Genomic DNA, 24,951 nt, shown 5'->3' with positions numbered 1-24,951 from the left:
AGACCCTATCATGGCCCGCAAATCGACCCTGCCTCGTCGCCTGCAGCCCATGTTGGCCACGCTCACGGATGCGCCATTCGACGATCCAGATTGGGTCTTCGAGGACAAATTCGATGGTTTCCGCATGGTCGCGGAGATCCGGCGTGATCAGGTCGCGCTCTACAGCCGTAACGGGAAGATCATCAGCCACTCCTACGTGGAGGTCGCGAAAGCGCTAGAGGGCGTGAAGGCGAACGCTGTGATCGATGGAGAGCTGGTCGCGATCGGTGAGGACGGCGTATCCCATTTCCAGTTGCTACAGAACGCCCTGCGCCATGAGGCCAAGCTCTTGTACTGCGCGTTCGACCTCATGTTTGCAGACGGCGAGGACCTGCGTGCGCTGCCGCTCCTTGAGCGCAAGAAGCGGCTAGAGGCCATCCTGCCGCGCCACAAGCTGATCGCGTTCAGCAACCACCGCAAAGGCAAGGGAACGAAGTTCTTCGCGGAAGCCGAGCGGAGACATCTCGAAGGCGTTATGGCCAAGCGCGCCGACAGCCCGTACGCGTCGGGACGCCGGACCGCCGATTGGCTGAAGGTGAAGACCGCGCAGCGGCAGGAGGTCGTGATTGCCGGCTTCACGGCGCCGAGGCGAACTCGGCCCTTCTTCGGCGCGCTCGTGCTGGCGGTACGCGAAGGGGATGCATGGCGGTACATCGGCCACGTCGGCACGGGCTTCAGCCACCAGGTTCTCGAAGAGCTTCACGGCAAGCTCGTGAGGCTCAAGACGGCCAAATCGCCCTTTCCTGCGAAGGTGAAAGATGAGCAGGTCACGACCTGGGTGCGGCCTTCGCTGGTCGCGGAAGTAAAGTTCGCCGAGTGGACCAGCAAGGGCGAGCTGCGCCAGCCGGTCTATCTCGGCCTGCGGTCCGACAAAAAGGCCAAGGACATCGTTCGCGAAAAGAGTTGGTCGCGAAAATAAGGCCGCTGCGGCGGAGCAAAAGACTTGGGCTCAGCCGGCTTCGCGCTCGGATGCTGACGACCACGGCGGCAGGGGCGGCAACCCGAGAGCCTTGCGTACAGGTCCGAACGACCTCCTGTGAGCTGCGCACGCACCAAGCTTGGCGAGCGCCTCATAATGAGCCGGCACCGGGTAGCCTTTGTGATCCGCGAATCCGTACCCGGGGTGGCGCACGTCGAGCGTCCGCATGACCGTGTCGCGCTCGACTTTCGCCAGGATCGACCAGCAGCGATGCTGGCGGACTTGGCGTCGCCCTTGATGATGGCTTGCTGAGGGATGTCGATTTCCTTCAACCGCTTCGCGTCAATCAGCAAATGCCGCGGCGTCAATCCTAGTCCCCTGACCGCGCGCTGCATGGCCTGGATGCCCGCCCAATAAATGTTGATCGCGTCGATCTCCTCGACCTCCACGAAAGCCACACACCAACTCTCTGCCTTTGCCTTGATCTCCTTCGCGAGTTCCTCGCGAGCGGCAGCGTCGAGTTTCTTCGAGTCGTCGATCCCGACTATCCGCGTACCGGGCTTCAGGATCACGGCGCCAGCGGAGACTGGCCCGGCGAGAGGGCTCATTCCAGCCTCGTCCACGCCCGCCACGGCATGAAGGCCGCTCTCCCAGAGAGAGGTTTCGAAACTGAGCATCTTGCGGAGGCGCTGCCCTTCGGACCTGTTTTCGAAACGCCGTTTATCGATTGAAGCCAGGATGGCACCGGCTCCCGCGCGGGTGTCGGCCCGCAATATCTGCTCGACGCTGGCCTCGAGTGGTCTTTTCTCAACGACATAGCGCTGACGCAATACGTTTAGTGAATACTGGGACATAGCGGCCATCGTGAATTGACTGTGGGGTGGTGTCGGTGAAATTTGTGGCGATTGTCTGAAGTTAAGCTACGCCGCTCAACGACTGGCAGCGCGTTGTCGAAAAGGAACCGGCCCGGCCTTCACCTGAGATGGATTGCATCCACCGATCTCAGAACGGAACTAACTGGTGTCTTCATCCCTTTAGGAGAAGTGGAGCCTCGATCCCAGGGTGCTTCCGAGGGACAGGTCCATGCTCCGAGAGACCGGCAACGAAGAACAGGTTCTGGACCGCACCGCCGAAGTGGCGGCCACCATCGCGGAAGAAGGGCTTCGGCATGTCAGCGACTCCGCGCCCGGCTATGCTTACGGCCTCGGCTTGCTGGCCGCTCGACGATATGCGGACCTCTTCAAACTGTTCACCTTCCCGCTGGTAACCGACCGCGACACCACCTCAAACGTGGTCGGTCACCTGTTCCTCAGCATGAGCCGGCGGGGAGAACAACGTGTGGCAAATTGTGCCCGGCCTTGAGCGGCGCAAGACGGCCCTCAGCGACCGCTGCATGATATCTTTCAGACTTGGACCGGCGACTATTTGTTTTCGTCAGAAGGTTACACCCCCTTCTTTGAAGAATTCGAATTGCTGGGCTCGCTCGCCTACATCTCACTCGGCAGCAGCAAAGAGGATTTGCAAGGCGTCCCGCAACGCACGGCGGACAAATTTGTCTGGTGTCCCATTGGACGGATGTCATGGGACGGACAATGGCGCCATCAGGGTAACATTCGCAGATGCGGCAATACGGGGGGTCAAATATTGCAGGCCAAATGACAATCCCACCCTAGGTCGGCTGAAAGGTGGTTGGCGAGCCGGTGTGCATGGCCAGGAAGCGCGTTGCCAGGAGATCCGTGCAAGCAGGTCCCTTCGGAGCCGGACTGGATCCACGAAGTAAAGCACGACGGGTATTATCGGATGCTGGTCATTCGGGAGAACGACCGTGTGCGCCTGCTCTCCCGCAATGGCACCGACTGGACCAAGCGCTATGCCTGGATTGCCGAGGCCGCTCTGAAGAACCGGCAGAAGCATTTCGTCATTGACGGCGAGGCGGTGATCCTTGGCGTTGATGGGGTTTCAGACTTCAATGGGCTGCACTATCGGACCGGAGCTTTTCCGGGCGGCCTGCCGCATGGGCCTTGAAGGTCTCGTCTCGAAGCATCGCGATCGGCCCTACCGCGGCGGCAGGCAAAAGCACTGGATCAAGGTGAAGAACCGCAGGCACCCAGCAATCGATCGAGAGCTGTGATGGCCGCGGAGTTGATGATTGGGTAGCCCAGTTCCCAATGAATCAAGTCCGTGCGGGATCTATGCCGCACGGACTTGATTGCAACTGTCCAGGCCCAGTCGGATTCCGTCGCAGCAGATCTAGCGTCCCTGTAATGCCCCTAGAAGGAAGCCCGTCATTTGCGACGGGCTCAAGGTCAGGGAGGAAAGGCGCCATGAAGGCGCGGGTTAAACTTATAACGAGTCGCGCCAATACCGTGTGTCGCAACTCACACTGTGGACAACAAAAGTGCCCGCGGGTCGCGCCATTCGATCGAGCCGCATCAGCCTTGATCCGGCTGCTGAGGCTGCCGGTCCGCGCACGATCAATGCACCACGCCGAGGTGAGCAGCCGTCGCGGATGCAGGGCGTCATCACACCATGGAGCTCTCAAACCCATGACCCCGTGAGATCATGTAGGGTCTGCCGTGGGCCATCAAGGCCGTTCGCCGCGGCGCTGGGGCCGCCCGGCACTGTGCGACGTCCGCGGCTTTCACTGCCGCTGCGCTCCCAGCAGGGCCAGTTGGCGGCCCCTTGTCTGCCCCTGATGGCAGCCAAGGGCTCAGTCCAGCGCACCTCAGCGCGTTGGAGCTGGCCGCAGCGTTCTTAGCGGAGGGCCGCAAAGGTCGACATGCTCGGAACCGAGAGCGTAGCCCGAGATAGCTCCAAAAGACACACGCCAGACGGTGTTCGGATAGCTGCCGGCGCAAACCAAATGTGTCGTATCGGATGCATAGTTGACGCAGCGCTTTAGACACTGCCTCGCCAGCGCAGCTTGGCGATCGGGGCAGTTCAGGCCGGTTCTTTCGTCTTCGGCCCTCCCGGCGTCGTCCTCAAAAAAGCAATCCCGCAACTGCGCATTTCGAGTCAACACGTTCACGCATTGAGTGGTCGCGTCGCCGACCTGCGCCTTGGTCGGTTTCACCAATGGGCACTCTGGGGGAATCTGAGCTGGGACCACGTAGGTACGCGCTGGCCGGCGGGCGAGCACGGCGGCTCTGTGCTTGCTCACCGCGGACCCACGTGACGGCCCTCGAGAATCTTCGGCGCAGGCGATAGGAAGGCATCTGGTCCACAGCGGACCGCTGCTCACGCACCGATTGGCGTCTGGCGCGCAGCCGGTGGGGCAACAGGTTTGCGCAGACGCGGGCGATATCACCGCATATGCCAAGACCAGGATTGTCACCTTGAGACGGCGCATGTTCCCCCACCAGACAGCAGCTAAGCGGCGCTCCACTTGTCCTTTTCAATCGCGCTCATTCTTTTTCTTCTTGTCATCTCCATCCTGGCCGCCAAAGCCCGAGGAGCCCTTGTTACCGCCGCCACCTCCAGATCGGGAGCCTTCCTCTCCGGAATGCGCGACCTTGGACCCCTTTGCGCCACCGGAGTTCTCGCCGCCACCCCGCCAGAGCCCCCACCACCGCCGCCGGCTGATGAATACTCCTTGGTCGAGTGATCCTCGGTCGCGCTGTGTGGATCATTGTCGAAGGCTGAATGACTGCTGCCGCCGCCGCTATATCCTGCTCCGTCTTGGGCGCCGGAACGTGCGATGGCTGTTGACGTCAACGACGTCGACAGGAGTAGAGTCATCGCTGGCGGGGTTATGGCAGCAAACCTGCCACACATCTTCAAGAACTCCCGGCGGTCTTCGTCTTCTTCTGTTGTGGGCATCAGGTATTCCCCCTCGGGCTAACTGCGACTATTTAACTTAAAGCAAATTAAATAAATTAAATCCTTTAATTGTTCAATCACGAAAAGTTACGTTCTGGTGCGCCTACCATTGGTCGTACTGCCCTGCCGCGCGGCGGCAGAAGTTCTGGATCAGGTGAAGAACCGCAGCCACCACCCTGGCAAATGCGAGCCGCTGGATCCGGTTGGCGCTGAAGTATATTGCGGCAACTACTCGGGGTCAGTCGCTACTATGCTGTATAGAATTTCAGTTGCCGTGGCGTGGGCTTCTCTTGCCTTTATCACCTACGCAAGTCTGTCTCCAATCCACGACAGGCCTCAACTGAGCAGTTCGGCCAATATCGAACACGTCGCGGCCTTTGCGTTCCTAGGTTTGGCATTTTGTGCCGCGTACCGGGACCGGATGACGCTGGTGTGCAGCCTCGTGCTTGGTAGCGCAGTGGTGCTGGAATTGTTGCAAAAGCTGACGCCAGATCGCCATGCTAGATTGCTGGATGCGTCCGAAAAGGTGGTCGGCGGGTTGCTCGGGATTTTGCTCGCCAGCATAGCTTTACGCCTGATCGAGCGCTGGACGGCTGCATCTGATGTCTAACGGTTCTTGCGGGTTGGGTTCATGCCCAATCGTGCCATAAGCCAGGGACGACCGTCGACATAGCTCACGTCCCAATATGGATAATCAACTTCAGCTGGTTGGGTCCCTAGTTAGCCTGCTTAGTCCCTTCAACCAGGTCAGGAGCCGACTAGTTCGTAAGGTTTGCGTTTGAACTCTCCCGCGCCGTCATTACTGTGATTGGATTGCCAATTGCCTTTCCCGCCGCGCTTCGCGGCCGGGTTCAAACCAATCGGACCACCATGTCCTCTAGCTCCAACGCCAGTATCGCCAAGAGAGCGCGCACGAAGGCTGAGGCGGATTTTGCCACCTGGCTCATGATGGCCAAGCTCGGTGGTTTCGATGACCTGCCGTCCAGCGCCCAAAGCTTTCTGACTAACTATCGAACTCGGCTCGAGACAATGAGCGAGGCCGAGTCCATGGCCCTAGCCGTTCGCGAGGTCTACAGCGCTTATTACAGCGAGATGGGAGGCGTAGGCGCAGCGCCGGAACCAAAGGCTCGGACGCCAACGACAGAGGGCAAAGCCGTGCGGTCCCAGAGACCGCCTAGACCTCAACCCGGTCAATCGGCTGCGCGCCATTCGACGAGGCCAATGACCCGAAAATCCCTCCCGGCACTGCTGATTTTCGCAAGCATGGTGGCACTGGTTGTCGCATTCGGATTTTTAGCGCAGTAAGACCGTCCGCGGATTGTGTGTGACGTCCGCTTTCCCCCGATAGCGACCCAAATAGCGGACATCGTGCACTTCGCTTGGCCTAGAACAGACATCAAGGGGAAACCCGTGGCGCATATTGGTCGGCGAACGGAGCCGCCGTATCCAGTACCTTTAGTGTTGAGTATCGGAGGCGAGAAATGATCGTAGCTCGTCGAGAAAGCGTGCCAAAGCCGGCTCGCCCTCCAGCATGATGTGATTCCGGCCTTCGAGCGGGACAAAGCGGGCGCCGGGAATCCCCGCGGCCAGCCGACGGCCCGACTCGAACGGCACTCTCGCGTCGTTGCGGCAATGCATGACAAGGGTCGGCACCTTGACCTGCGGCAGTAGTGAACTGATTTCCACTTCGCCATTTGCCAGTAAATTGCGCGCTGCGTCTTCGGCCGAGCTCGAGATACGCTGTAGCTCGTTAAACCAGTCGGCCTGCTCCTTGTTAGCGTCCGGAATAAACTGGGACGTGAACATCTGCCTGAAGGCCGGGTTTTCCTGACCCCATCCTAGCCGCATCAGCGTCAGCATCGCATCCCCGGCCGCCTTCTCCGCCTCGGTCCTGGCGCGCTTCTTCCAGCCGACGACATAACCTCCGTAGAGAATCAGATGCGACACTCGCTCCGGATGCCGGACCGCGTAGGCAATCGAGACCGCGCACCCCTGGGATATGCCGAGCAGCGCGAACCGTTCGATGCCCGCGGCGTCGACCACCGCATCGAGGTCGTCGACGAACCGCTCGAATGTTACGTCCGGGATGTCACGATCCGAAAGCCCATTTCCCCTTGCGTCATATCGGATGAAAAGGTGCTCGCGGGAAAATTCCTGGTAGAGATGCCGCCAGATCGGACTTTCGAAGTCGAATTCGATGTGGGTCATCCAGTGCCCTGTCTTCACCAGCGGATGCCCTTGGCCCATCCGGGCGTAGGCCAGCTGCACGCCGTCGCCGGTCTGGCAGAAGTGAATTTCCTGCTTGTGTTGGACGGTTGACGCCGCCACGGTGTCTTCCGCAGACGAGGGAATCGCGGCGTCTGGAATTGCCTCGATGTCCTTGGCAGTGAGCCCGAACACGCCGACCGCGCGCGAGATGTTCTTCACAGCCTGCTCGCCCAAATCAGCAAAAGCCATCGACAGCTTGTCCCGGATCTGGTCGTTCGCCGCCCTGGATATGCATACGCCGCCGGGCTCGCAGAGCGTTTCCAAGCGTGCCGCGATGTTGACGCCGTCGCCGAAGATATCGTCGCCGTCGATGATAATATCGCCGACGTTGATCCCGATCCGGAACACGACCTGCCGTTCCGCAGCGATCCCTGCGTTGCGCCCCACCATGCTGCGCTGAATCTTGACCGCACAGCCGACCGCATCCACGACGCTGGCGAATTCCACCAGCATCCCATCGCCGGTGGTTTTGACGATGCGGCCGTGGTGCTCGGAAATGCCGCAGTCGACCAGTTCCCGGCGGTGCGACTTGAGGGAATTGAGGGTCCCCACCTCGTCGGCGCCCATGAGGCGGCTGTAGCCGACCACATCCGCCGCTAGAATGGCCGCAAGCCGACGTTGCATAGCTCTTGCCCTTTCTGCCACTGCTAGTCTGCCCGCAATCAGTGGCCGCGACAAGGCTGAAGCGGGCCGGTGGAATCCGCCTCGGATCAAAGCGCCGTTTTGATTTTGCCGCGCACTTCCGGTCTATCCCGATGATCGGACGTAGTCGGTGTCGGCGGCCACTTCGCAAAAGGCCCGATTGCGTTGACAAAGGCCGGAGGTAGTTCGTTGTAACGGCGCGATCGCCGATGCGGCCGACGGGCCAGACTCTGGATGCGGTCATTGATCCGTTCCATGCATTTTCTCTGTCGCAAACTCGGATGAGGTTTGGCTTAGATCGCCATCACCTCATGATGGGGCTCCGGACCTGCCTCTGCACAGGCGGAGGATATCAACCGTGGCAAGCGCGGCCGCGGTAAGTGCACCGGGAACATTGACCTAGGTCATGGGCCGGGCGCTGCCATGGCCGATGCTGGGCTATGATGGACACGTTCGTTGCGCGACAAGCGGCGAGTACGTTCAGCACCGGTTCGACGCTGAGTCGAATGCGGCACGCGCCTCCTTCATCCTCGTGCAATGCCAAGGCTGCGGCAAAAACCATTTCATCAATCGCGTGACGCACAAGCTGCTGTTGGGCCATGAAGACGACCGCTGATAGTGCCTCCACGCAAAAGCCGCCAAGGTTTCCCTCAGCGGCTTGTGTCGTTGCGTTGCGTTTGCGTAGAGGTTTGCCGCGCCGAGCGGTGCTCGAACGTGGCCCAAGCCTGCCACCCACAGGACGCACAACCTTCATGAATGAGGCAGTGGATACGTCATCGCATGAGGCAGTCGATGCGTTGCCTGTATGTCGGGGCCAACGTATCCCCGATGGACTATGATGTGTCAGCGGCGACGATGCGGATCAAGCCAGTGCTGCTGTCCTATCGGATGAAATAGATAGTCCCGCCGCCCTGCGTGCCTCAGTATCACGACCCATGATAGCAGCTCCATCGAGAGAGCCCCCTCCATGAAGCGGCGTAAGTATCATCCCGGCAACTTGATCCCGATGTTCCGGCTGGCTTCGAAGCTGTGCAAGCAAATGCGCGCGACGGGCTTCGCCGACAACGGCGGAGCCATTCACAGCGCCGAGCGGATACTGAACATCCTCGGCCAGTATCTGGTCTACCCGGAGCTGAGCCACATTAACATCTCCGCAACTATGACAGAGCCGAGTTCTCTGTTGCCGCGCGAGCAGCGTTCGACCGTGGTGGCAAGGTTCTGATCGAGCACGTCTCCCCGGTCAGAGACCTCACGCGAATAGCAATCAACAGGATCGATGAGCTAGACGACGACGCCTTCGCCATTTTGTGAAGAAGCACTTTCGTCTCGTGCTCCTGACCCCGGAAGAGGCGCAGCGATTAAATCGTCAGAACCGCTCGAGGATGACCAGTGATCGCCTTGCGGGCATTAAGATGGTTAAGCGCATAACTCGATAAACTCAAGCGCGACGGGGTTAGGCGGAATCCATTTGGCATGCCCAAATCAGAGTGTCTCGCCGCCATGCTGGCTGGGCGGAGGCCAACATGGATAGGCAAGCCTTACTCTCTTGATCTTCGCAAGCGTGTAGTGGCAGCGATTGAGGGTGGAATGTTCCGCAATCAAGCTGGCGCCGTTGCCTGCGGTCGCGCGCGAAAAATGGTGCGCTTCAGCATTCCAGTGCGCTGTGTGTCTGCCGCGCTACAGCAAATTCGGTGGATTGGGGTAGCTTTTGGCACAGCTTTTGAAACCTGAGAGACTCGAAATGAAAAAGTTCCTTCTCGCTACTGTCGCTTTTGCCGCCCTAGCGGGTACAGCATCGGCCGCTGATATGGCCGCGCGTCCTTACACCAAAGCCCCGGCGATGCAGCCCTCGCCGATTTACAACTGGACCGGCTTTTACATCGGCGGTCACGTCGGCGGCGCATTCGGCGGCAACAACAACATTCTGGCCCCCGGCTTCACCGGCACCAATAGCAACGACGGTGTGTTCATGGGCGGCGCGCAGGTCGGTTACGACCATCAGTTCTCACCGAACTGGGTGCTGGGCATTGAAGCGAACTACAGCTTCCTCGACACCAATAACAATCCCTTCGTCAACCGTGGGCTCGGTTCGGTCACCGGTCGCCTCGGCTACACCTGGGGTCCGGCGCTGGTGTACGTCAAAGGCGGTTATGCCTGGGCTGACTCCCGCCTTACGAACGGCTTCGGCGGCGGCACCTTCACCAACAACGGCGGTGGTCGCGACGGCTACACCGTAGGCGGTGGTCTCGAATACCTGTTCGCCCAGAACTGGTCGGGCAAGGTCGAATACCAGTACTATGACTTCGGCACCCGGAACGCTCTCTTCACCAGCGCCGCTGGTGTTGTTACCGCCGTCGGCTTCCGCAATGACGAGCACACCATCAAGGCCGGCCTGAACTATCGTTTCAATTGGGGTGCTGCCTCGGCTTCTCGTTACTGACGGCTTACATAATATACTTAAAAGGGTCAGCCTCGGGGCTGGCCCTTTTTCATGAGCCGGAATGACTTGCGCCAGGATCGCGTGTTTATCGGACATCGAGGGGCGCTTCGTCTCCTCGCCCTGCGGTGCGCGGGGCGGACGTCCGGCGGGACTGGAGCACCAAGGCCGTGCTCGTGCCGTGGCGCGGGTTTAGCCGGCTCTCACCTATCGCCGGAAGGAATGCTCGATCTCGCGCAGCATAGCCAGGGCGCGGTCAGTATAACGTCCTTGGGATAGTTGTTGGTCCGCAAGACCGGCCGCCACCAATACAAGACCAGCTATGGCCACGCCCTTGATCATGGCCTCTTCCGCTTTTGCATGACCAGTCGCGACGGGATGTTATGGAGATGCGCGCGGCCTCGCACGACTGGCTCTGTACTGCCGAGCGCGCGGGCGATCTCATCTGGTCGCCGCCTAGCCGCCGCCATCGCCAGCAGTTGTTGATGCTCCTGCGGCGTCCCCCTTGGCACCAACGATAACCGTGACTGTGCCATCGCTCCGGCATCCCCAGCTTGCCAATCCCTCTTAGTGAGCAGACCTGGACGGCGGACAAGGCGTTGCACTTCCGGAACACTGCAGGCGTAAGGTTTTCTGCGCTCGCTCGCACAACCTCCGATGCCCGCGTGAAGACATCAGGTCCACTGGAAGGAGACTCTCGCTGGGCCAGCCCACGGTAAATGCTTTCTCTATTTGCCCGCAGAATGTACTCCCGCCTTTCCACGACAGCTTTATCGATCTGTAAGAAAATCTGGCTTAAACTTTGTCCCCATGGAAAAGCGAACCGCACGCCGTCAACGTGTATTTAAGTCGGCAATCATCGAGTTTCCCGGGGGCGCCTTCAGTTGCGTCGTCCGAAACTTCTCCGACCTGGGCGCCAATCTGGACGTGCCCAGCGCATCTGGCATTCCGCACGAGTTCACACTCGTCATTCCGAGTGCGCAGTCCCAGCTTTCCTGTCGAGCGGTGTGGCGCTCGGAGCGACGGATCGGGGTTGCGTTTTCCTGATCATCATCCTGGTGCTGGCGGTTGGTTACCGAGGCTATATGGGCTCAGGCCAAGACGCTGGCCCATGATCCGGCAACCCGTTGACTTATCGCAAGCTCTAAATCACGGTCCTCCTCGCCGGCAAGAGGCGGGGCTAAGTGATGAACGACCAGAAGAACTACAACGAGCGCTACTTCCTGCGCTTGCTCCAACATGGCCCGTTTGAGCGGCGGCCGCGCGGAGGCTGGCGCTTCGGTGTCAAGGTAATCAGCGATGCCATCGTCGAGCGGCTCCTCGCCAGTGGCCGCGCGGAGATTACCGGCTCGCAATTAAGGCTGAAGCCGCTCGCAAGCTAACCTCTGATCCGCCGAGCAGATCGAGCTGAGCTACGACCTCGCCGTGATAGTGCTGGCGCACCTGACGCGCGAGCGTGACGCGGGCACCACCACGAGCGGCTGGCTGATCCGCATTGTTCAGGACGACCGCCCGCGCGATACTGTCGCCGAGGTAATCGAACCGGCCCAGTTGGTCCAAGACGGGCCAGAAGCAGACCGTTCACGCGGCAAGCTCATCTTCATCTTTGGTTTTTCTCGCCTTAGTACCAACTTGCCGAATTTCCCCATCGTGGTTACGACTGTGGTTGCTTCTCACTACGTTGCGAGGCAACGGTTCAGTTGCCCATGCGTCAAGACCAAAGAACAAGAAAGCCGACGGGTGACCTTTGAGCACAGCTTGCCAGCGCAAATGATGGCGATCGATGGCACCTTGGCGTCGTTCGTGTAGTCGCAAAGATGTGTCTGAAGTAGGTGCTACCCTTCAAGTTGAACCAAGCGATTGAGGGGCTAGCCTTGAAGGAGTTCTTTCTTCTGCTCTCCGCGACGGGGCTTGCCTATCGCCGATGCCAGCTTGACCGATTGAATGGCGAGGAATTGGAGGTCAGCTTCCTTCGCCAAAAGTCCAAGGCGACGAAATCTCCGGCTTAATGAAACGCGATCCAGAGCCTTGTTGAGGATGCGCTGAACGAGGGAGGCTTCGAGACCGCCGTCGCAAGTACCGGCGAGGAAGCCGTGACCCTCCTTAAAGGGGGGCTCGTTACATACGGCGGCCTCGTGACTGACATTAATCTGCTGGGAAGGTTCAACGGCTGGGAGGTAGCGCGCGCAGCACGTGAGGTCGATCCGAGCTTTCCCGTGGTCTATATGTCCCGCGTGGCCGCTGACGAATGGCTGGTACTAGGGGTTCCCAACAGCATAATGCTTCATAAACCGTTCGCGCCCGTGCAGCTCGTGACGGCAGTTTCCGACCTCCTCAACGGCTGCTTGAGTCCCAAAGCACCAGGTGACGGCTAGCCTTACTTGTTTTCGCGCCGATCCATATTCTCGCATTTTGAGCAGCGGAATAGCTGGACGGTCTTGTCTCGCCGGGTATTAAGGATAGCCATGGGTGAACTGCCCCCTCGGCACCGTGTGCATGGGACGAAAGTAATCGGGGGCGGTCGCCCAGCTCCACTGGATGCTAATCGGTCATCAGTCACTGAGATAAATCCGGCTTCATTGCGGGCGCTTACGTACCAAACAGCACACAAGGCTTTCAATCGAAATCAGGACGCTCCCGAACTCGCCCTACGGCTGCTTGCTCAGATTGGACGGTGCGGATTTGCTCGGCGCGGCGGGCTAGATCGTCATACTCTTGGCAATGTCACGCAGCGTTTCTCGCCTCAGCACCACATAGATGTCCCGATCGACTCATCGGCGCGATCGACGGCGCATGACGCACTTTCGTTCCGAGCTTGGCTGCGTATCGGCTGAGTTGTTTTTCAGCTTCACTGGGCTCGCTGCCGGGCCTGACATTGGCAGGGCGACTCCGCACGCCTTGCAGACAAAGCGGGGTTCGAGATCGGAGAGCCGGACGTGGTCGGGCCACTGGTCGGCGAGAGCGTTGATCGGTGCTGCTGCTACACGAACGGGTCACCCATCTGACTGGAAAGGCCTGGACCGCCGGCCTAGGCGGCATCGCGGCGGGTGTTGGGCCGGCGGTCCGTCGGGCCGAATGCACGGGGAGCACATTCAGCACGCCGAAATAGGCTAGCAAGGATCCGCCCCGGAAAACGCCGCCCGCTTAAAATGAAGCGTAGGCGGCGGCGTTCCAGCCCCGAGAGGGATAAGCAAAATCCCGGATATTCATTGGTCTCGACGCTCAGCGGCAAGGTTCACTCTCTTTGCGGCGAGTGGCGGAGCGCAGGCCCACGAGGACCGCAGGCCGGGGCTGCCTGGGGCTGCAAGGCCATTTAGCCGGTCCTTAACCAGCTCCGGGCATCATATCCCGACATGATCAAGGGCGTGGCCATAGCTGCTCTTGTACTGGCGTGTGCCAGTCTTGCAGATCAGCAGTTGTCCTACGGGCGCTATACGGATGCGGCCGTGGCTCTCCTGCGCGACATCGATCGCTCATTCCGGAGATAGGTGAGAGGCTGGTCGCCCCACCGCACGCCGTGGGCGTGTACCGGCAAAAGAAAGAGGCCGCCCGAGGCGGCCCCTTGGGAGTGGTCAGCTCTGCGGCTGCTCCACGTCGGGCTTGTGCGCTGTCTTTAGGCGTCTCTTCGCTCTCGGATGACAGATCGGCGGCCTTCGGTCGCGCTCACCGGGGCGCGATCTCTCTCGAAATTCGCCGCGAGTGTTACGCCGCTGGATGGCCTCGGTTCGTCTGGCGAGCAATGCGGGCGCGACATCGTCGCGTCATCAACTTCACGGGTACACCGCTAGTCGTCGCTCGGCTTCTCGCTGGGCTCGCGCGTGCTGACGATCGAATCCTCAGCTCCGCCGGGTCGCGAGGCGCCGCGCCTCATCGGCGCGCCATTCTGGCGCACGTCGCCGCGTTCGGAGGGATCTCTGCCGACCGTGGACTGCAGCTCCGCCAGGTCGGTGAAGACGTCGGCTTGGCGGCGGAGTTCGTCGGCGATCATCGGTGGCCGGCTGGCCATGGTGGAGACAACGGTGACCCGGACGCCGCGGCGCTGCACGGCCTCGACCAGCGAGCGGAAGTCACCGTCGCCGGAAAACAGGATCATCTCGTCGATGTGTCCGGTAAGCTCCATGGCGTGGACCGCGAGCTCGATGTCCATGTTGCCCTTGACCTTGCGGCGGCCGCCGGCGTCGACGAACTCCTTGGTCGGCTTGGTGACGACGGTGTAGCCGTTGTAGTCGAGCCAGTCGACGAGCGGGCGGATCGACGAATACTCCTGATCCTCGATGACGGCCGTGTAGTAGTAGGCGCGAACCAGGGTGCCGCGGCCCTCAAACGCCTTCAGCAGGCGCTTGTAGTCGATGTCGAATCCCAACGTCCTTGCGGTGGCGTAGAGATTGGCGCCATCGATGAAGAACGCGATCCTGCTCGGTGCGGACATTTGGACGCTGCCGGAAATTGGTTTCCAGGACGGAAACAGGCGCTTCCATCCGGGCTCTGGGTCATTGAAGCAAAAAGGTTTAGGTAAGGTCGGGCGGCCTGGGTCTCGCTTCCGCTCACCCTCATTCCGGCGGAATCCCAGCTCCGACAGGTCGGAGGCTACGCGCAATTGTTTCTGCCTCAAAGCATTTTTCCTTCAACGAAGGATTATCCGTCGATCGCCAGGAGCGAGCTTGGGCACGCAGATCTGAACCCGCGGCAACATCGGTAAGACAAAGCACAATGGGAAGTCCCCCTGACGGTTGGCGGTGCGATGCGATTTCCTGTTTTCGAGACCCACGTGCGAAAGCGCGGCCGCACGTGGTGGTGGTTCTTGTGCACGGCCGACGGCCGCACGCTTATGCACGGGTCGGAAGGCAAGCGTTCCGCAGCCAGATATCGGGCAAATCGGGCGCTATTCGAGGTGCTGCTGTTCGCCGAGCCTCAGTCGGACGGTGGCCTCGACACGAGCCGAGCCGGCCCGCGGCGGAGCCGTTCAGCCAACTGAGCCAAGCCCCGACGACGCGCTTCGTCCTCGGCCAGACGACCACCGGTCCGGACATGACCAGGCAATCGCGCCCGCCCTCCTTGGCCGCGTAGAGCGCCCGGTCGGCTGCGCTTGGGCAGGAGCGTTGGTGGCGCCGCCAAGACTGACGGTGACGAGCATGGAGGGCGGATCCAGCGCGTGCAGCATGGCCCAATTCACGAGGCTGGTCGTAGACTTAATTGGCGCGGGCAGTTGTAATCCGATTCCAGAGTAGCCATCTAAGGCTTAGCGCCGCCAGATTGCTTTCAGCATCTCTTCCCCGTGCGCAAACTTGATCGGACCCACCATGATCGAGTTTCCAAATCACAGTCGTTCATATGACCGAACGCGGCATGCCGTGCGTTTTTGGGGATACGATAGTGCGCTAGAGGCGTCGTTTTTCATAGAGGAAAAAGCGCTGAGGCGACTTCAACCGGATGCTCACCCTAATGAATCGGGTTTCCTGAACGCATTCGATTTCAATCGTGATGCGATATGTGTCGCCGCTGCCAGGGTGTACGTCCGCGGCAGCAGGGGTTCTTACGATCTGGTCGCCGCTAATTTTTGAAACGAAGACCCACGTCTTAGTGGACGCGGAAGGCTCGATTTACGCCACGTAGTTCATTCCGACCGCCAATTTAGAAATAATTACAAAAGCCAGGGAGAACCGCATGAAATTCCGTCCGCTCCATGACCGTGTCGTGGTCAAGCGCATTGAGCCCGAGGACAAGACCGCTGGTGGCATCATCATCCCGGACACTGCCAAGGAGAAGCCCTCCCAGGGCGAAGTCATTGCCGTCGGCCCGGGCGGCCGCGACGAAGCTGGCAAGCTGATCCCGATCGACCTGAAGGTCGGCGACCGCGTGCTGTTCGGCAAGTGGTTGGGAACCGAGGTCAAGATCGACAATGTCGACCTGCTGATCATGAAAGAGAGCGACATCATGGGCGTTCTCAACGATCTGCCCGCTGCCAAGAAGAAGGCAGCGTAAGCGCCAGCCAGTTTTCCTTACCCTAGGGATTCGGCGTAGCCGGGCTCTCCGAAGGATGAGGCCGCAATTCAAATCTCATCCCTCAAAAGCTCGCCAGTTGCGCGGTCTTTGGGATTTGACCAGTTGAAACGGAGATCACTATGTCAGCCAAAGAAGTCAAGTTCGGCGTCGATGCCCGTGACCGCATGTTGCGCGGCGTCGAAATTCTTAACAACGCGGTAAAGGTGACCCTCGGTCCGAAGGGCCGCAACGTCGTGCTCGACAAGTCGTTCGGCGCTCCCCGCATCACCAAGGACGGCGTCACCGTCGCCAAGGAAATCGAGCTCGAAGAGAAGTTCGAGAACATGGGCGCGCAGATGGTGCGCGAAGTCGCCTCCAAGTCCGCTGACGCGGCCGGCGACGGCACCACCACCGCGACCGTGCTCGCGGCCGCGATCGTGAAGGAAGGCGCCAAGGCGGTTGCCGCCGGCATGAACCCGATGGACCTCAAGCGCGGTATCGATCTCGCGGTCGAAGCCGTCGTTGCGGACCTCCAGAAGAACTCCAAGAAGGTCACCTCGAACGAGGAGATCGCCCAGGTCGGCACCATCTCGGCCAACGGCGACGCGGAGATCGGCAAGTTCCTCGCCGACGCCATGAAGAAGGTCGGCAACGAGGGTGTCATCACCGTCGAGGAAGCCAAGTCGCTCGAGACCGAACTCGAGGTCGTCGAGGGCATGCAGTTCGATCGCGGCTACATTTCGCCCTACTTCGTCACCAACGCAGACAAGATGCGCGTTGAGATGGACGACGCCTACGTCCTCATCAACGAAAAGAAACTGTCTCAGCTCAACGAGCTGCTTCCGCTGCTCGAAGCGGTCGTTCAGAGCGGCAAGCCGTTGGTTGTCATCGCCGAGGACGTCGAAGGCGAAGCGCTTGCGACCCTGGTCGTGAACCGTCTCCGTGGCGGCCTGAAGGTTGCGGCCGTCAAGGCTCCCGGCTTCGGCGATCGCCGCAAGGCCATGCTGCAGGACATCGCGATTCTGACCGGCGGCGAGGCCATCTCGGAAGATCTCGGTATCAAGATGGAGAACGTGACGCTTGCAATGCTGGGTCGCGCCAAGAAGGTGATGATCGACAAGGAGAACACCACGATCGTCAGTGGCGCCGGCAAGAAGGCCGACATCGAGGCGCGTGTTAATCAAATCAAGGCGCAGATCGAGGAAACCACCTCGGACTACGATCGTGAGAAGCTGCAGGAGCGTCTCGCCAAGCTCGCGGGCGGCGTCGCCGTGATCCGCGTCGGCGGCGCGACCGAAGTCGAGGTCAAGGAGCGCAAGGATCGCGTTGATGACGCGATGCATGCGACCCGCGCGGCGGTTGAGGAGGGCATCGTCCCGGGCGGCGGCGTCGCACTGCTCCGTGCCTCCGGGCAGCTCAAGGGCCTGCGCACCAAGAACGACGACCAGAAGACCGGCGTCGAGATTGTGCGCAAGGCACTGTCCTACCCCGCCCGCCAGATCGCGATCAACGCCGGTGAAGACGGCTCGGTCATCGTCGGCAAGATCCTGGAAAAGGAGCAGTACTCCTACGGCTTCGACTCGCAGACCGGTGAGTACGGCAATTTGGTCGCAAAGGGCATCATCGACCCGACCAAGGTGGTTCGCGTGGCGATCCAGAACGCGGCCTCGGTCGCGGCTCTCTTGATTACCACTGAAGCCATGGTGGCCGAGGTGCCGAAGAGGAATGCAGGCGGCGGCGTGCCTGCGGGTGGCGGCGGCATGGGAGGCATGGGTGGTATGGATTTCTAGTTGCGACCGGCTTCATTCTTGCGCCTGTACTCCGTCAACAAGATGAAGCCGGCCCTCCACGTCTTGAAGCGGCCGCAACGCTGTTGAGTTCGATCGAGAGCCAGCCAAGGTGGCGACCATGAGGGCATGAGGACCGACCCGCACGCTAACTGTGTTTCGGCCTGGGGTCTCAGCCATGATCGGCGTGGGGTCCCATCATCTGAATTCCATGAAATCAAGGGCCTGAAGGGGTCCCGAGGACGCCGATGGGGGTCAGTGTTCGATCAGCATTCACAACCGGTTACGCTCAAGTGCAGACCGCTGCTCGCCCTTAGGAGTTCGTTAACCATCGCGGCCTAGCCTGCCGTCATTGCCCGGTCATCATCAGCTGATTGCCGCTCGGTTCGTTCTAGGAGAACAGCCGGTGTCCGGCGAGACGCTGGCATATGCCGCGCTAGGTGCGTGCCTGAAAATCTCGCCGGTGGTCGCTCGTCGCCGACTGCGCTTGCCGCGCTCACTTTCGGAGCAAAGTCCTGGCGTATAGCAATCCGTGTCCTCTCATTCCCCAGCTCGGTAGAGCAATTGCGAGGCAAAAATGACCAGCATTACCGATATTCGCGAGATGAAGGCGCGCATTACCGTGTTTGGGGTCGGCGGTGCCGGTGGCAATGCTGTCAACAACATGATCGCGACCGGGCTGCAAGGCGTCGACTTCATCGTCGCCAATACCGATGCACAGGCGCTTAGCATGTCGAAGGCCGAGCGTCTCATCCAGATGGGCACGCGGGTGACGGAAGGTCTCGGCGCTGGCTCGCATCCTGAAGTGGGGCGCGCTGCAGCCGAAGAGACGATCGACGCGATCCGGGATCATTTGACCGGCGCACACATGGTGTTCGTTACTGCGGGCATGGGCGGCGGTACCGGCACCGGCGCAGCGCCCATTATCGCCAAGACTGCGCGTGAGCTTGGCATTCTCACCATCGGTGTAGTCACTAAGCCATTCCACTTCGAGGGCCAGCGCCGCATGCGCCTTGCCGAGGCCGGCGTCGCGGAACTGCTGAAGGTGGTGGACACTCTGCTGATCATCCCGAACCAGAACCTATTCCGGGTGGCCAACGAGAAGACCACGTTCGCCAATGCCTTCGCGTTGGCCGATCAGGTGCTTTATTCGGGTGTGGCCTGCATCAGCGACCTCATAGTCAAGGAAGGTCTGATCAACCTCGATTTTGCCGACGTTCTCGCCGTAATGCGCGAGAAGGGCAAGGCCATGATGGGCAGGGGCGAGGCTTCTGGCGCAAACCGCGTGCTCACCGCCGCCATGGCCGCGATTTCCAATCCATTGATCGAGGACCCCTCGATCAAGCGTGCCAGCGGCCTCATAATCTCCATCACTGGCGGCAAGGACCTGATGTTATTCGAGGTCGACGAAGCTGCTACCCGCATTCGCGACGAGGCCGACCAGGACGCCAATATCATCATTGGGGCATCGTTCGATGAAAGCTTGGAAGGTATCGTCCGCGTCTCGGTAGTGGCGACCGGCATCGATAATCTCGACTCCGCGCCGCACGCGCAACCAGCGGAAAGCGCACTTACGGAACTCGCCGGCAGGCTGCGCAACGACAGCCGTCAGATCGCCGGATCGGGCATAATACACCGCTGACCGACGCGCACCGCATTCGCTGGGAATAAGCGCCAAACTTTGACCCCCATCGGCTTCCAACATTGGCTCTGACGCAATTTTGGTGCATTGGTGATCATGTAGCGCCGATCAAGCGCGCCTGAAGAAGATCGAGCTTGGCGCGCCCGTACATCTGACGCTTGACGAGCTTGAGCTTGGTAATCTGACCTTCGGTCTGCCCGTTAGACCAAGATGTTGTAATCGCAGCGTTGATGGCGGCCTTGTCTTTGGTGATGCCGTTGGCGAAGGATGCGACGAGACTTGCGCATGCTCGTTCCAGCCATGGATCAAGATCCACGTGAGTCTTCTTGCGGATCATGGCGTGGAAAGCGATGATGATTTCGCGAGCTTCCACCAGCAGAGGAACGCCCTTCTCGATCGCCGCGATGGTAACGGTCTCAGACTTTGATAGCGCATCGCGGCCATCGGTCATCAGGCGGGCGATGGTTCTGGCAGACGGCACGCGCTGTAGACTTTGAGCATCGGGCGTTTCGGCGCGCGGGCGTGTCGTCCACTCTCTAATAACTCGCTCAGAGCCCCTAAAGCCTAGCACCTTAAGGCGACGCCACAGGTCGGCACCGTTATAATGGCCTGAAGCCCACTGGGCGTCCGCACATGCGGCGCAACTTCTACGAACTCGCGACAACCGGCCCCGCTCCGATCGCGAGTGAGGCGCTGAAGCACATCGCCGCATTCTATGCGATCGAGAAGGAGATCCGCGGCCCCAGTGCGGAGGAGCGGCGCCTCGCGTGCGGCAGCAGAAGAGCCTACCATTGGCCGACGCCTTCGAGGTATGGCTGCGCGCCAAGCTGGCTCTCATCAGCGAGAAGATCAAGCTCGCCGGGGCCATCCGCTACGCCCTCTCGCGCTGGCAAGGCTCAACGCGCTTTATCGATGACGACCGCATCAAACTCGACAACAACACGGTCGAACGATCAATCCGTGGCATCAAGCTCAGTCGGAAGAATCCCGTAAGCGCGTTGGCCCGATCAAGATCGGATATCATCCAGCCCCGAAGCAGCATGACCGAGCGCGGGGCGCTTCCGGCGAGCTGCTCGGGCCAAATCCGAAGCCGCGATAACCATCGACCAAAGCCGCGATCCCCTTAGGTTTCAATGGAACTCGCTGTCTTTGCGGAATGTAGACTGCGAGATTTGACCATCCCGGCGCGGGCTGGGGAATGCTGTCGCGCCCCGTGGCTTTCAGCACCTCAGCAGCGGTATCCGCCAAGCCGGTGTCTGGAAGCTATGCGGGATCGGCTTTCTCAACGATGACAGTGGAGGTCAGTGTTTCGGATTGAGTAAATCGCGCGGTCAATCCTCGACCCATACAAATGTCAACGGCGCTCTGGTCACAGAGGCTCACGGCGGGATCGCTGACGTTAGTGAAGCTCGCCACATATTCACTGAAGCATGCACGCTCGCAGAGCGAGCTGTTGCAAACGCAATTCACCAGAGTGGGAGAGGCGAAGCAGTCCGCTACTCCACACTTTTGCCCTTCATCGGTATGGGGTCGCCACACGCGCGCCGCCCTCTCCGATCATGCGGGCGAGCATCACCACCGCGGCACGGATGAAGGCGAATAGGCTATGCGCTGCATGCCCCTAAACGCATTTTTGGAGCCTTTGTTGCTGTGTTACTTAGGAACGGATAGCGCCCGGCGCCCGTTACCTTTCATGGAAAACAAACGCCCACAAGACGAAGACCCACGCGAGACGCCGCTGGATGATCCCCGGCAGCAGACTAACGCACCCAATCACAGGCAGACAAACGAGCCGTGGAAGGGCAATCCTGAGAAGGATCAAATCCCACCCGACCGACCGGATTTTGACCTGGAGAAATGGCAGGAGAGCAACACCCATTAGTTAGGAGCAGCATCATGTACCGGACCCGCGAATATCTTGAGTGCGCCGAGAACTGCGCGCAGCTCGCGGAGCAGGCCCAAACGGCGCCCGCCGCGCGCCGCTATCAGCGCATGGAGGCGGCGGGCGCGCGCTTGCCGGGGAGCACCAGTGGCTGGACGGGAGGTCCCGCCGGTAGGCAGACCAAATTCATCCGCGCTACACTCATGACGCGCACAATCTCACTTGCTGCCAATGAGGAATTGCTTCTTCGGCGGTAGCCAACCTGACTTTCATCGTGCGCTGGCAGCGCACAACAGGTGTCATGATACGTATTTGTACTCAACCTTGTGCGTAACCTCCCGTGTGCGCAAAGACGCCTGCGCTTGCTCGACGCTCAGCGAGGGTAGGAACCATACCCGTTGGGACAGCTTGGTATGCAAAACGAAAGGATATCTTATGTCCGCAAAGATACCGAACACAGAATCCGATGCGGGCCATCAAGTCCCGCCAGGTCGTCACGACGCGGGTAGCGGCGCGAACGAAACTACCGATGGATTCGATGCAAGCACCGAAGCGTTGCGCCATGCTGCGGAAGACACGCCATCGGTGCCTTGCCGGAGGATGTTGAGATTGTCCCGGTATTTGACCGCGCCGACTTAGCACCGAAAATTTAGGTGCAATCATGGTGAGAAAAAAGCACGGCATCATTATCGAAACACCCACGGAAGCGCGTCAAGCCGAACCCGGGCCCTCGATCCTTTGGCTGCTTCTCATCAGCCAAAGTGTCGCGGTGATCGCTATGGCCGTTGTCTGGTTCGGTTTCTTCCGTACCTAGCGTCGCTCGGCCGATTCTACTGCCCCTGATGTGGAGAATGGTCAGGCCGGACTGCATTGATGGCGGGCTGGAATCCCATGTCCATGCTAACGGAGGACGCATGAAGCAATCGCAACCTTCCTTAGACGTAAGCGCGATTTTCTCCGCACGATGACGCCCGCGCTTTTGACGGATGGCCTTCGTATCGAGGGCGGCATCTGACCCGTTCAGGCAGCGGCGGTTTTGGGGAAGTTGAAGGGCAGCAGGTCGGTGATATCGGCGTCGTCGGCGCGCTGAGGCAATTCGGTGAGCACGTGGCGCAACCAGGCTAACGGCTCGACGCGTGAGGCGCGGCAGGTCAGCATCAGACTGTAGACGACGGCACTGGCCCTGGCTCCCTCGACGGTGTCGCTGAACAGCCAGCTCTTTCTGCCAGTGGCAAAGATTCTGATATCGCGCTCCAGGAGATTGTTGTCGATCGGCATCCTGCCGTCTTGCGTGTAGCGCGTCAGATATGACCATTGGTTCAGAGTGTAGGATACGGCATCGCCAAGCTTGCTGTCGGGCAAGACCTTCGGGGCGATTTGATCGAGCCATTCCTTGAGGGCGTTCAGGACGGGAATGCTGTGTTGCTGGCGGAAGCGGCGAATGCATTGATCTGGCGTTTCGCCTCTGTCTGGTTTTTCGTCCCGCGCCTGCCTTTCAACCCGGTAAAGCTGTTCGAAGAACCGCAGCGCCTGCTCTGGCGGGCCGCCGCCCTTCTTCCTCGCCTTGAGGGCATCGACAAAGCGCCGTCGGGAGTGGGCCATGCATCCAATGTGGGTGGTCCCTTCCAGCGTGCGCCATGCGGTATAGCCGTCACTCATCACGATGCCACGGTAATCGCCGAGGAAGGCCTGCGGGTGGATCTGGCCGCGGCCCGGCTGATAATCCAGAAGAACGATGGGCTCGTGACTGCCCTGGCCGCTGCGATAAGCCCACATGTACGATGTGCTGGTGGCTTTTTTGTCCTTCTCCTTGAGGACCTGAACCGTCGTCTCGTCGCCATGGATGAGAGGTTGCAGTCTGAGCCGCAGCTTCAGGGCGTCTGAGATGCGATGCAGATGCTTCTCGCTCGAGCCGATCACCCAGTGACCCAAAGCGCCGCGGCTGACAGGAACACCTGCGCGTTCGAAGGCCTGCGCCAGACGGTAGAGCGGCGTGCCATCGACATATTTGTGAACCAGCGCGAACGCCAGCGTTGAGGCCGTGGCAACGCTGCCCGGCAAGGGCTGCGTCGGCATCGGCGCGGTCACGACAGGGGCATTGATCCCGGTGCGATCGCAATGGCGGCACCCATATTTGAAGCGCACATTCTGTAAAACCTTCGCCTTCACCTCGATATGAAGTTGCTCGGTGACAGTCTCGCCCATGCGATGCATCTGGCCACGGCAGCAAGGACACGCCTTCTGATCGTCGGGCAGGTCATACTCGACCCGCTCACGCGGCAGGTTCGCCGGCAGCGGTCTGCGGCCGCGCTTCTTTCCCGTTGTGCTTTCGACGGGTGGCAAGCCCGTGTCCGGAAGTTCGGCGATATTGTCCGTTTCGCTGCCGGCATCATCCTCGTCGGCGGCCTGCTCGGCTTCATTGAACAGACGGTCGACGTGCTTTTCGCTGCGCGGCGCAAAACGATGCAGGCGTGCCAGCGCCAGTTCTTCCTCGAGCCTGACGACGCGCTCCGTGAGCTGACGATTCTCCACCTGCAGCGCAGCAATGCGCGCCAACAGCGCTTCGACACTCGGTTCGCCGGTTCGATTCATCGGATTCTTGAATCTGAACCGTACCGACGCGTCAACCGCTCAAGTCGAGAGCTCAGCCGGCAACCTGATATTGCCGCACCGGATGGCGGACCATCGCATCGATATCGATGCCGTCAAGGATCCAGTGCAATTGCTCGGTCGTCAGCGTGACGACCGCCTCCTGGCGGCGCGGCCATCGGAACTTGTCCTCGGTCAGCCGCTTCAGGACCAGCACAAAGCCGGACCGGTCGAAGAACAGCAACTTCATCCGGTCGCAACGGCGATTGCAGAACGCAAAAACCGCCGGAGCGAACGGATCGAGCGCCATCGTCTCCTGGACCAGAACCGCAAGGCTGTTGATGCCAGCCCGGAAGTCGATCGGCTCACGGTGCAGATAGACCTGCAGGTCACCGCCCAGTCTGAACATGGCCCAGGGCTCCGATGATCGCCGTCAATGCATCCACATCGCCGCATTCCAGCGCGACCTTCACGCCGTTCGGCAGCGACGCGCTCACTTTGGCCGGAGAACAAAAAGCTGTAGTCCCCTTGGGTTCCGACCCGCGCACTTCATCGCAAGCCGCCGGCAAACCCACCATCGCCACGCTGCTCCCCCGCGACAGGGCGCGATCGGAAGCCCCCTCAAGTTGAACCGGGATGAACGCCGATGGGGGAGACCGCGGGAGAGACCTGGTCGCGGTGTGCTTCTTGATCCATTTCCGAAGCAGGTTCGCGTTGACCCCGTGTTCGAGCGCAAGTCTCGATACCGAAACGCCAGGCTCAAGACAACTCGCGACAAGACGCTCCTTCGATGCCGCCTCGTAGCGCCGGCGACCGTTCCGACCAACAAGCCTGACCCGCAGTTTCTGATCATCGTCTGCCATCACAAGGTGTCCACCTATTTTGGTGGACACCTCATGCATCAGAGCACTCAAAAGCAAAAGGTGCAGGGAAATTCGCGCTTAC

General features: G+C 60.3%; 24 protein-coding genes and 4 pseudogenes. 20 read left to right on the top strand and 8 right to left on the bottom strand.

Features of this window, described 5'->3' with window-relative positions:
• Positions 1-10: 10 nt before the first annotated feature.
• Positions 11-958: a non-homologous end-joining DNA ligase gene (ligD, locus tag IVB54_RS12675; protein WP_247454832.1), complete on the top strand. Its 948-nt coding sequence runs from the start codon at positions 11-13 to the stop codon at positions 956-958.
• Positions 959-988: 30 nt separating this feature from the next.
• Here the strand turns inward: ligD and IVB54_RS12670 are convergent.
• Positions 989-1,812: pseudogene (locus IVB54_RS12670) on the bottom strand (ribonuclease HII).
• A gap of 229 nt (positions 1,813-2,041) precedes the next feature.
• Here IVB54_RS12670 and IVB54_RS12665 point away from each other — a divergent pair.
• The 4 genes and pseudogenes from IVB54_RS12665 (at position 2,042) to IVB54_RS12650 (ending at position 6,082) form a co-directional block, all read left to right on the top strand.
• Positions 2,042-2,320 (top strand): hypothetical protein, encoded by a 279-nt coding sequence (locus tag IVB54_RS12665; RefSeq protein WP_247372800.1) that lies wholly within the window; start codon positions 2,042-2,044, stop codon positions 2,318-2,320.
• Positions 2,321-2,680: 360 nt separating this feature from the next.
• Positions 2,681-3,089: pseudogene (locus IVB54_RS12660) on the top strand (hypothetical protein).
• A 1,797-nt stretch (positions 3,090-4,886) separates the two neighbouring features.
• On the top strand, positions 4,887-5,387 hold the full coding sequence (locus tag IVB54_RS12655; protein WP_247541981.1) for a hypothetical protein: 501 nt from the start codon (positions 4,887-4,889) through the stop codon (positions 5,385-5,387).
• A gap of 260 nt (positions 5,388-5,647) precedes the next feature.
• A complete protein-coding gene (locus IVB54_RS12650; RefSeq protein WP_247370331.1) occupies positions 5,648-6,082 on the top strand; it encodes a hypothetical protein in 435 nt (144 codons plus the stop codon).
• 150 nt (positions 6,083-6,232) lie between these two features.
• On the opposite strand, the gene IVB54_RS41630 is transcribed toward IVB54_RS12650, so the two are convergent.
• Positions 6,233-7,669, bottom strand: a complete 1,437-nt coding sequence (locus tag IVB54_RS41630) for an alpha/beta fold hydrolase (protein WP_345946531.1) — start codon at positions 7,667-7,669, stop codon at positions 6,233-6,235.
• A 424-nt stretch (positions 7,670-8,093) separates the two neighbouring features.
• On the opposite strand from IVB54_RS41630, the gene IVB54_RS12635 reads away from it, so the two are divergent.
• The 3 genes from IVB54_RS12635 to IVB54_RS12625 all read left to right on the top strand — a co-directional run bounded on the left by IVB54_RS12635 (position 8,094) and on the right by IVB54_RS12625 (position 10,127).
• Positions 8,094-8,303 (top strand): hypothetical protein, encoded by a 210-nt coding sequence (locus tag IVB54_RS12635; RefSeq protein ID WP_247777260.1) that lies wholly within the window; start codon positions 8,094-8,096, stop codon positions 8,301-8,303.
• 351 nt (positions 8,304-8,654) lie between these two features.
• Positions 8,655-8,909 carry a hypothetical protein gene (locus IVB54_RS12630; RefSeq protein ID WP_247370328.1) on the top strand — a complete coding sequence of 85 codons (255 nt, stop codon included), beginning with the start codon at positions 8,655-8,657 and terminating at the stop codon, positions 8,907-8,909.
• Positions 8,910-9,428: 519 nt separating this feature from the next.
• The gene (locus tag IVB54_RS12625) at positions 9,429-10,127 is read left to right on the top strand and encodes an outer membrane beta-barrel protein (RefSeq protein ID WP_247777259.1); all 699 of its coding nucleotides are present in this window, start codon (positions 9,429-9,431) and stop codon (positions 10,125-10,127) included.
• A gap of 204 nt (positions 10,128-10,331) precedes the next feature.
• On the opposite strand, the gene IVB54_RS41445 is transcribed toward IVB54_RS12625, so the two are convergent.
• Positions 10,332-10,466, bottom strand: coding sequence for a hypothetical protein (locus IVB54_RS41445; protein WP_256465323.1), 135 nt, complete (start codon positions 10,464-10,466; stop codon positions 10,332-10,334).
• A 468-nt stretch (positions 10,467-10,934) separates the two neighbouring features.
• Here IVB54_RS41445 and IVB54_RS12620 point away from each other — a divergent pair, with 468 nt between their 5' ends.
• From IVB54_RS12620 to IVB54_RS12605, 4 genes are all read left to right on the top strand, one after another.
• Entirely contained in the window at positions 10,935-11,171 is a 237-nt protein-coding gene (locus IVB54_RS12620) for a PilZ domain-containing protein (protein WP_247361381.1), read from the top strand.
• A gap of 140 nt (positions 11,172-11,311) precedes the next feature.
• Positions 11,312-11,506, top strand: a complete 195-nt coding sequence (locus IVB54_RS12615) for a hypothetical protein (protein ID WP_247488357.1) — start codon at positions 11,312-11,314, stop codon at positions 11,504-11,506.
• Between the two features lie 43 nt (positions 11,507-11,549).
• Positions 11,550-11,933 carry a hypothetical protein gene (locus tag IVB54_RS41625; protein ID WP_346658851.1) on the top strand — a complete coding sequence of 128 codons (384 nt, stop codon included), beginning with the start codon at positions 11,550-11,552 and terminating at the stop codon, positions 11,931-11,933.
• A 209-nt stretch (positions 11,934-12,142) separates the two neighbouring features.
• Positions 12,143-12,499 (top strand): response regulator, encoded by a 357-nt coding sequence (locus tag IVB54_RS12605; protein WP_247777508.1) that lies wholly within the window; start codon positions 12,143-12,145, stop codon positions 12,497-12,499.
• A 1,409-nt stretch (positions 12,500-13,908) separates the two neighbouring features.
• Here IVB54_RS12605 and IVB54_RS12600 read toward each other — a convergent pair.
• A complete protein-coding gene (locus IVB54_RS12600; RefSeq protein ID WP_247777258.1) occupies positions 13,909-14,553 on the bottom strand; it encodes an NYN domain-containing protein in 645 nt (214 codons plus the stop codon).
• A gap of 871 nt (positions 14,554-15,424) precedes the next feature.
• Between IVB54_RS12600 and IVB54_RS12595 the strand changes: the two genes are divergently transcribed.
• From IVB54_RS12595 to ftsZ, 4 genes are all read left to right on the top strand, one after another.
• Entirely contained in the window at positions 15,425-15,685 is a 261-nt protein-coding gene (locus tag IVB54_RS12595; protein WP_247777257.1) for a DUF1488 domain-containing protein, read from the top strand.
• 103 nt (positions 15,686-15,788) lie between these two features.
• Positions 15,789-16,106, top strand: a complete 318-nt coding sequence (locus IVB54_RS12590; protein ID WP_247777256.1) for a co-chaperone GroES — start codon at positions 15,789-15,791, stop codon at positions 16,104-16,106.
• 140 nt (positions 16,107-16,246) lie between these two features.
• A complete protein-coding gene (gene groL, locus IVB54_RS12585; RefSeq protein WP_247777255.1) occupies positions 16,247-17,896 on the top strand; it encodes a chaperonin GroEL in 1,650 nt (549 codons plus the stop codon).
• Positions 17,897-18,470: 574 nt separating this feature from the next.
• Positions 18,471-19,535 carry a cell division protein FtsZ gene (gene ftsZ, locus IVB54_RS12580; protein ID WP_247777254.1) on the top strand — a complete coding sequence of 355 codons (1,065 nt, stop codon included), beginning with the start codon at positions 18,471-18,473 and terminating at the stop codon, positions 19,533-19,535.
• A gap of 94 nt (positions 19,536-19,629) precedes the next feature.
• Here ftsZ and IVB54_RS12575 read toward each other — a convergent pair.
• Positions 19,630-20,163 (bottom strand): annotated as a pseudogene (locus IVB54_RS12575) (transposase); the annotation flags it as partial.
• Between the two features lie 2 nt (positions 20,164-20,165).
• Here IVB54_RS12575 and IVB54_RS12570 point away from each other — a divergent pair.
• The 4 genes and pseudogenes from IVB54_RS12570 to IVB54_RS12555 form a co-directional block, all read left to right on the top strand.
• A pseudogene (locus tag IVB54_RS12570) lies at positions 20,166-20,533 on the top strand (transposase); the annotation flags it as partial.
• A gap of 695 nt (positions 20,534-21,228) precedes the next feature.
• Positions 21,229-21,417 (top strand): hypothetical protein, encoded by a 189-nt coding sequence (locus IVB54_RS12565; protein ID WP_247777253.1) that lies wholly within the window; start codon positions 21,229-21,231, stop codon positions 21,415-21,417.
• A gap of 14 nt (positions 21,418-21,431) precedes the next feature.
• Positions 21,432-21,674, top strand: a complete 243-nt coding sequence (locus IVB54_RS12560; protein WP_247777252.1) for a hypothetical protein — start codon at positions 21,432-21,434, stop codon at positions 21,672-21,674.
• Between the two features lie 404 nt (positions 21,675-22,078).
• On the top strand, positions 22,079-22,231 hold the full coding sequence (locus IVB54_RS12555; protein WP_247777251.1) for a hypothetical protein: 153 nt from the start codon (positions 22,079-22,081) through the stop codon (positions 22,229-22,231).
• 206 nt (positions 22,232-22,437) lie between these two features.
• Here IVB54_RS12555 and IVB54_RS12550 read toward each other — a convergent pair whose 3' ends face one another.
• From IVB54_RS12550 to IVB54_RS12540, 3 genes are read right to left on the bottom strand one after another with little or no spacing between them, the layout of a single operon-like run.
• Entirely contained in the window at positions 22,438-24,009 is a 1,572-nt protein-coding gene (locus IVB54_RS12550) for an IS66 family transposase (protein ID WP_247384585.1), read from the bottom strand.
• Positions 24,010-24,061: 52 nt separating this feature from the next.
• On the bottom strand, positions 24,062-24,415 hold the full coding sequence (gene tnpB / locus IVB54_RS12545; protein WP_148750250.1) for an IS66 family insertion sequence element accessory protein TnpB: 354 nt from the start codon (positions 24,413-24,415) through the stop codon (positions 24,062-24,064).
• A complete protein-coding gene (locus IVB54_RS12540) occupies positions 24,396-24,869 on the bottom strand; it encodes a transposase (protein ID WP_247297715.1) in 474 nt (157 codons plus the stop codon). Before IVB54_RS12540 ends, tnpB begins: the two co-directional genes overlap by 20 nt.
• Positions 24,870-24,951: the final 82 nt, after the last annotated feature.

Source organism: Bradyrhizobium sp. CW1, from assembly GCF_023100665.1.
GTDB classification, from domain to species: domain Bacteria; phylum Pseudomonadota; class Alphaproteobacteria; order Rhizobiales; family Xanthobacteraceae; genus Bradyrhizobium; species Bradyrhizobium canariense_D.
Note: the sequence above shows the minus strand (reverse complement) of the source record. Positions and strands in the feature narration are given on the sequence as shown.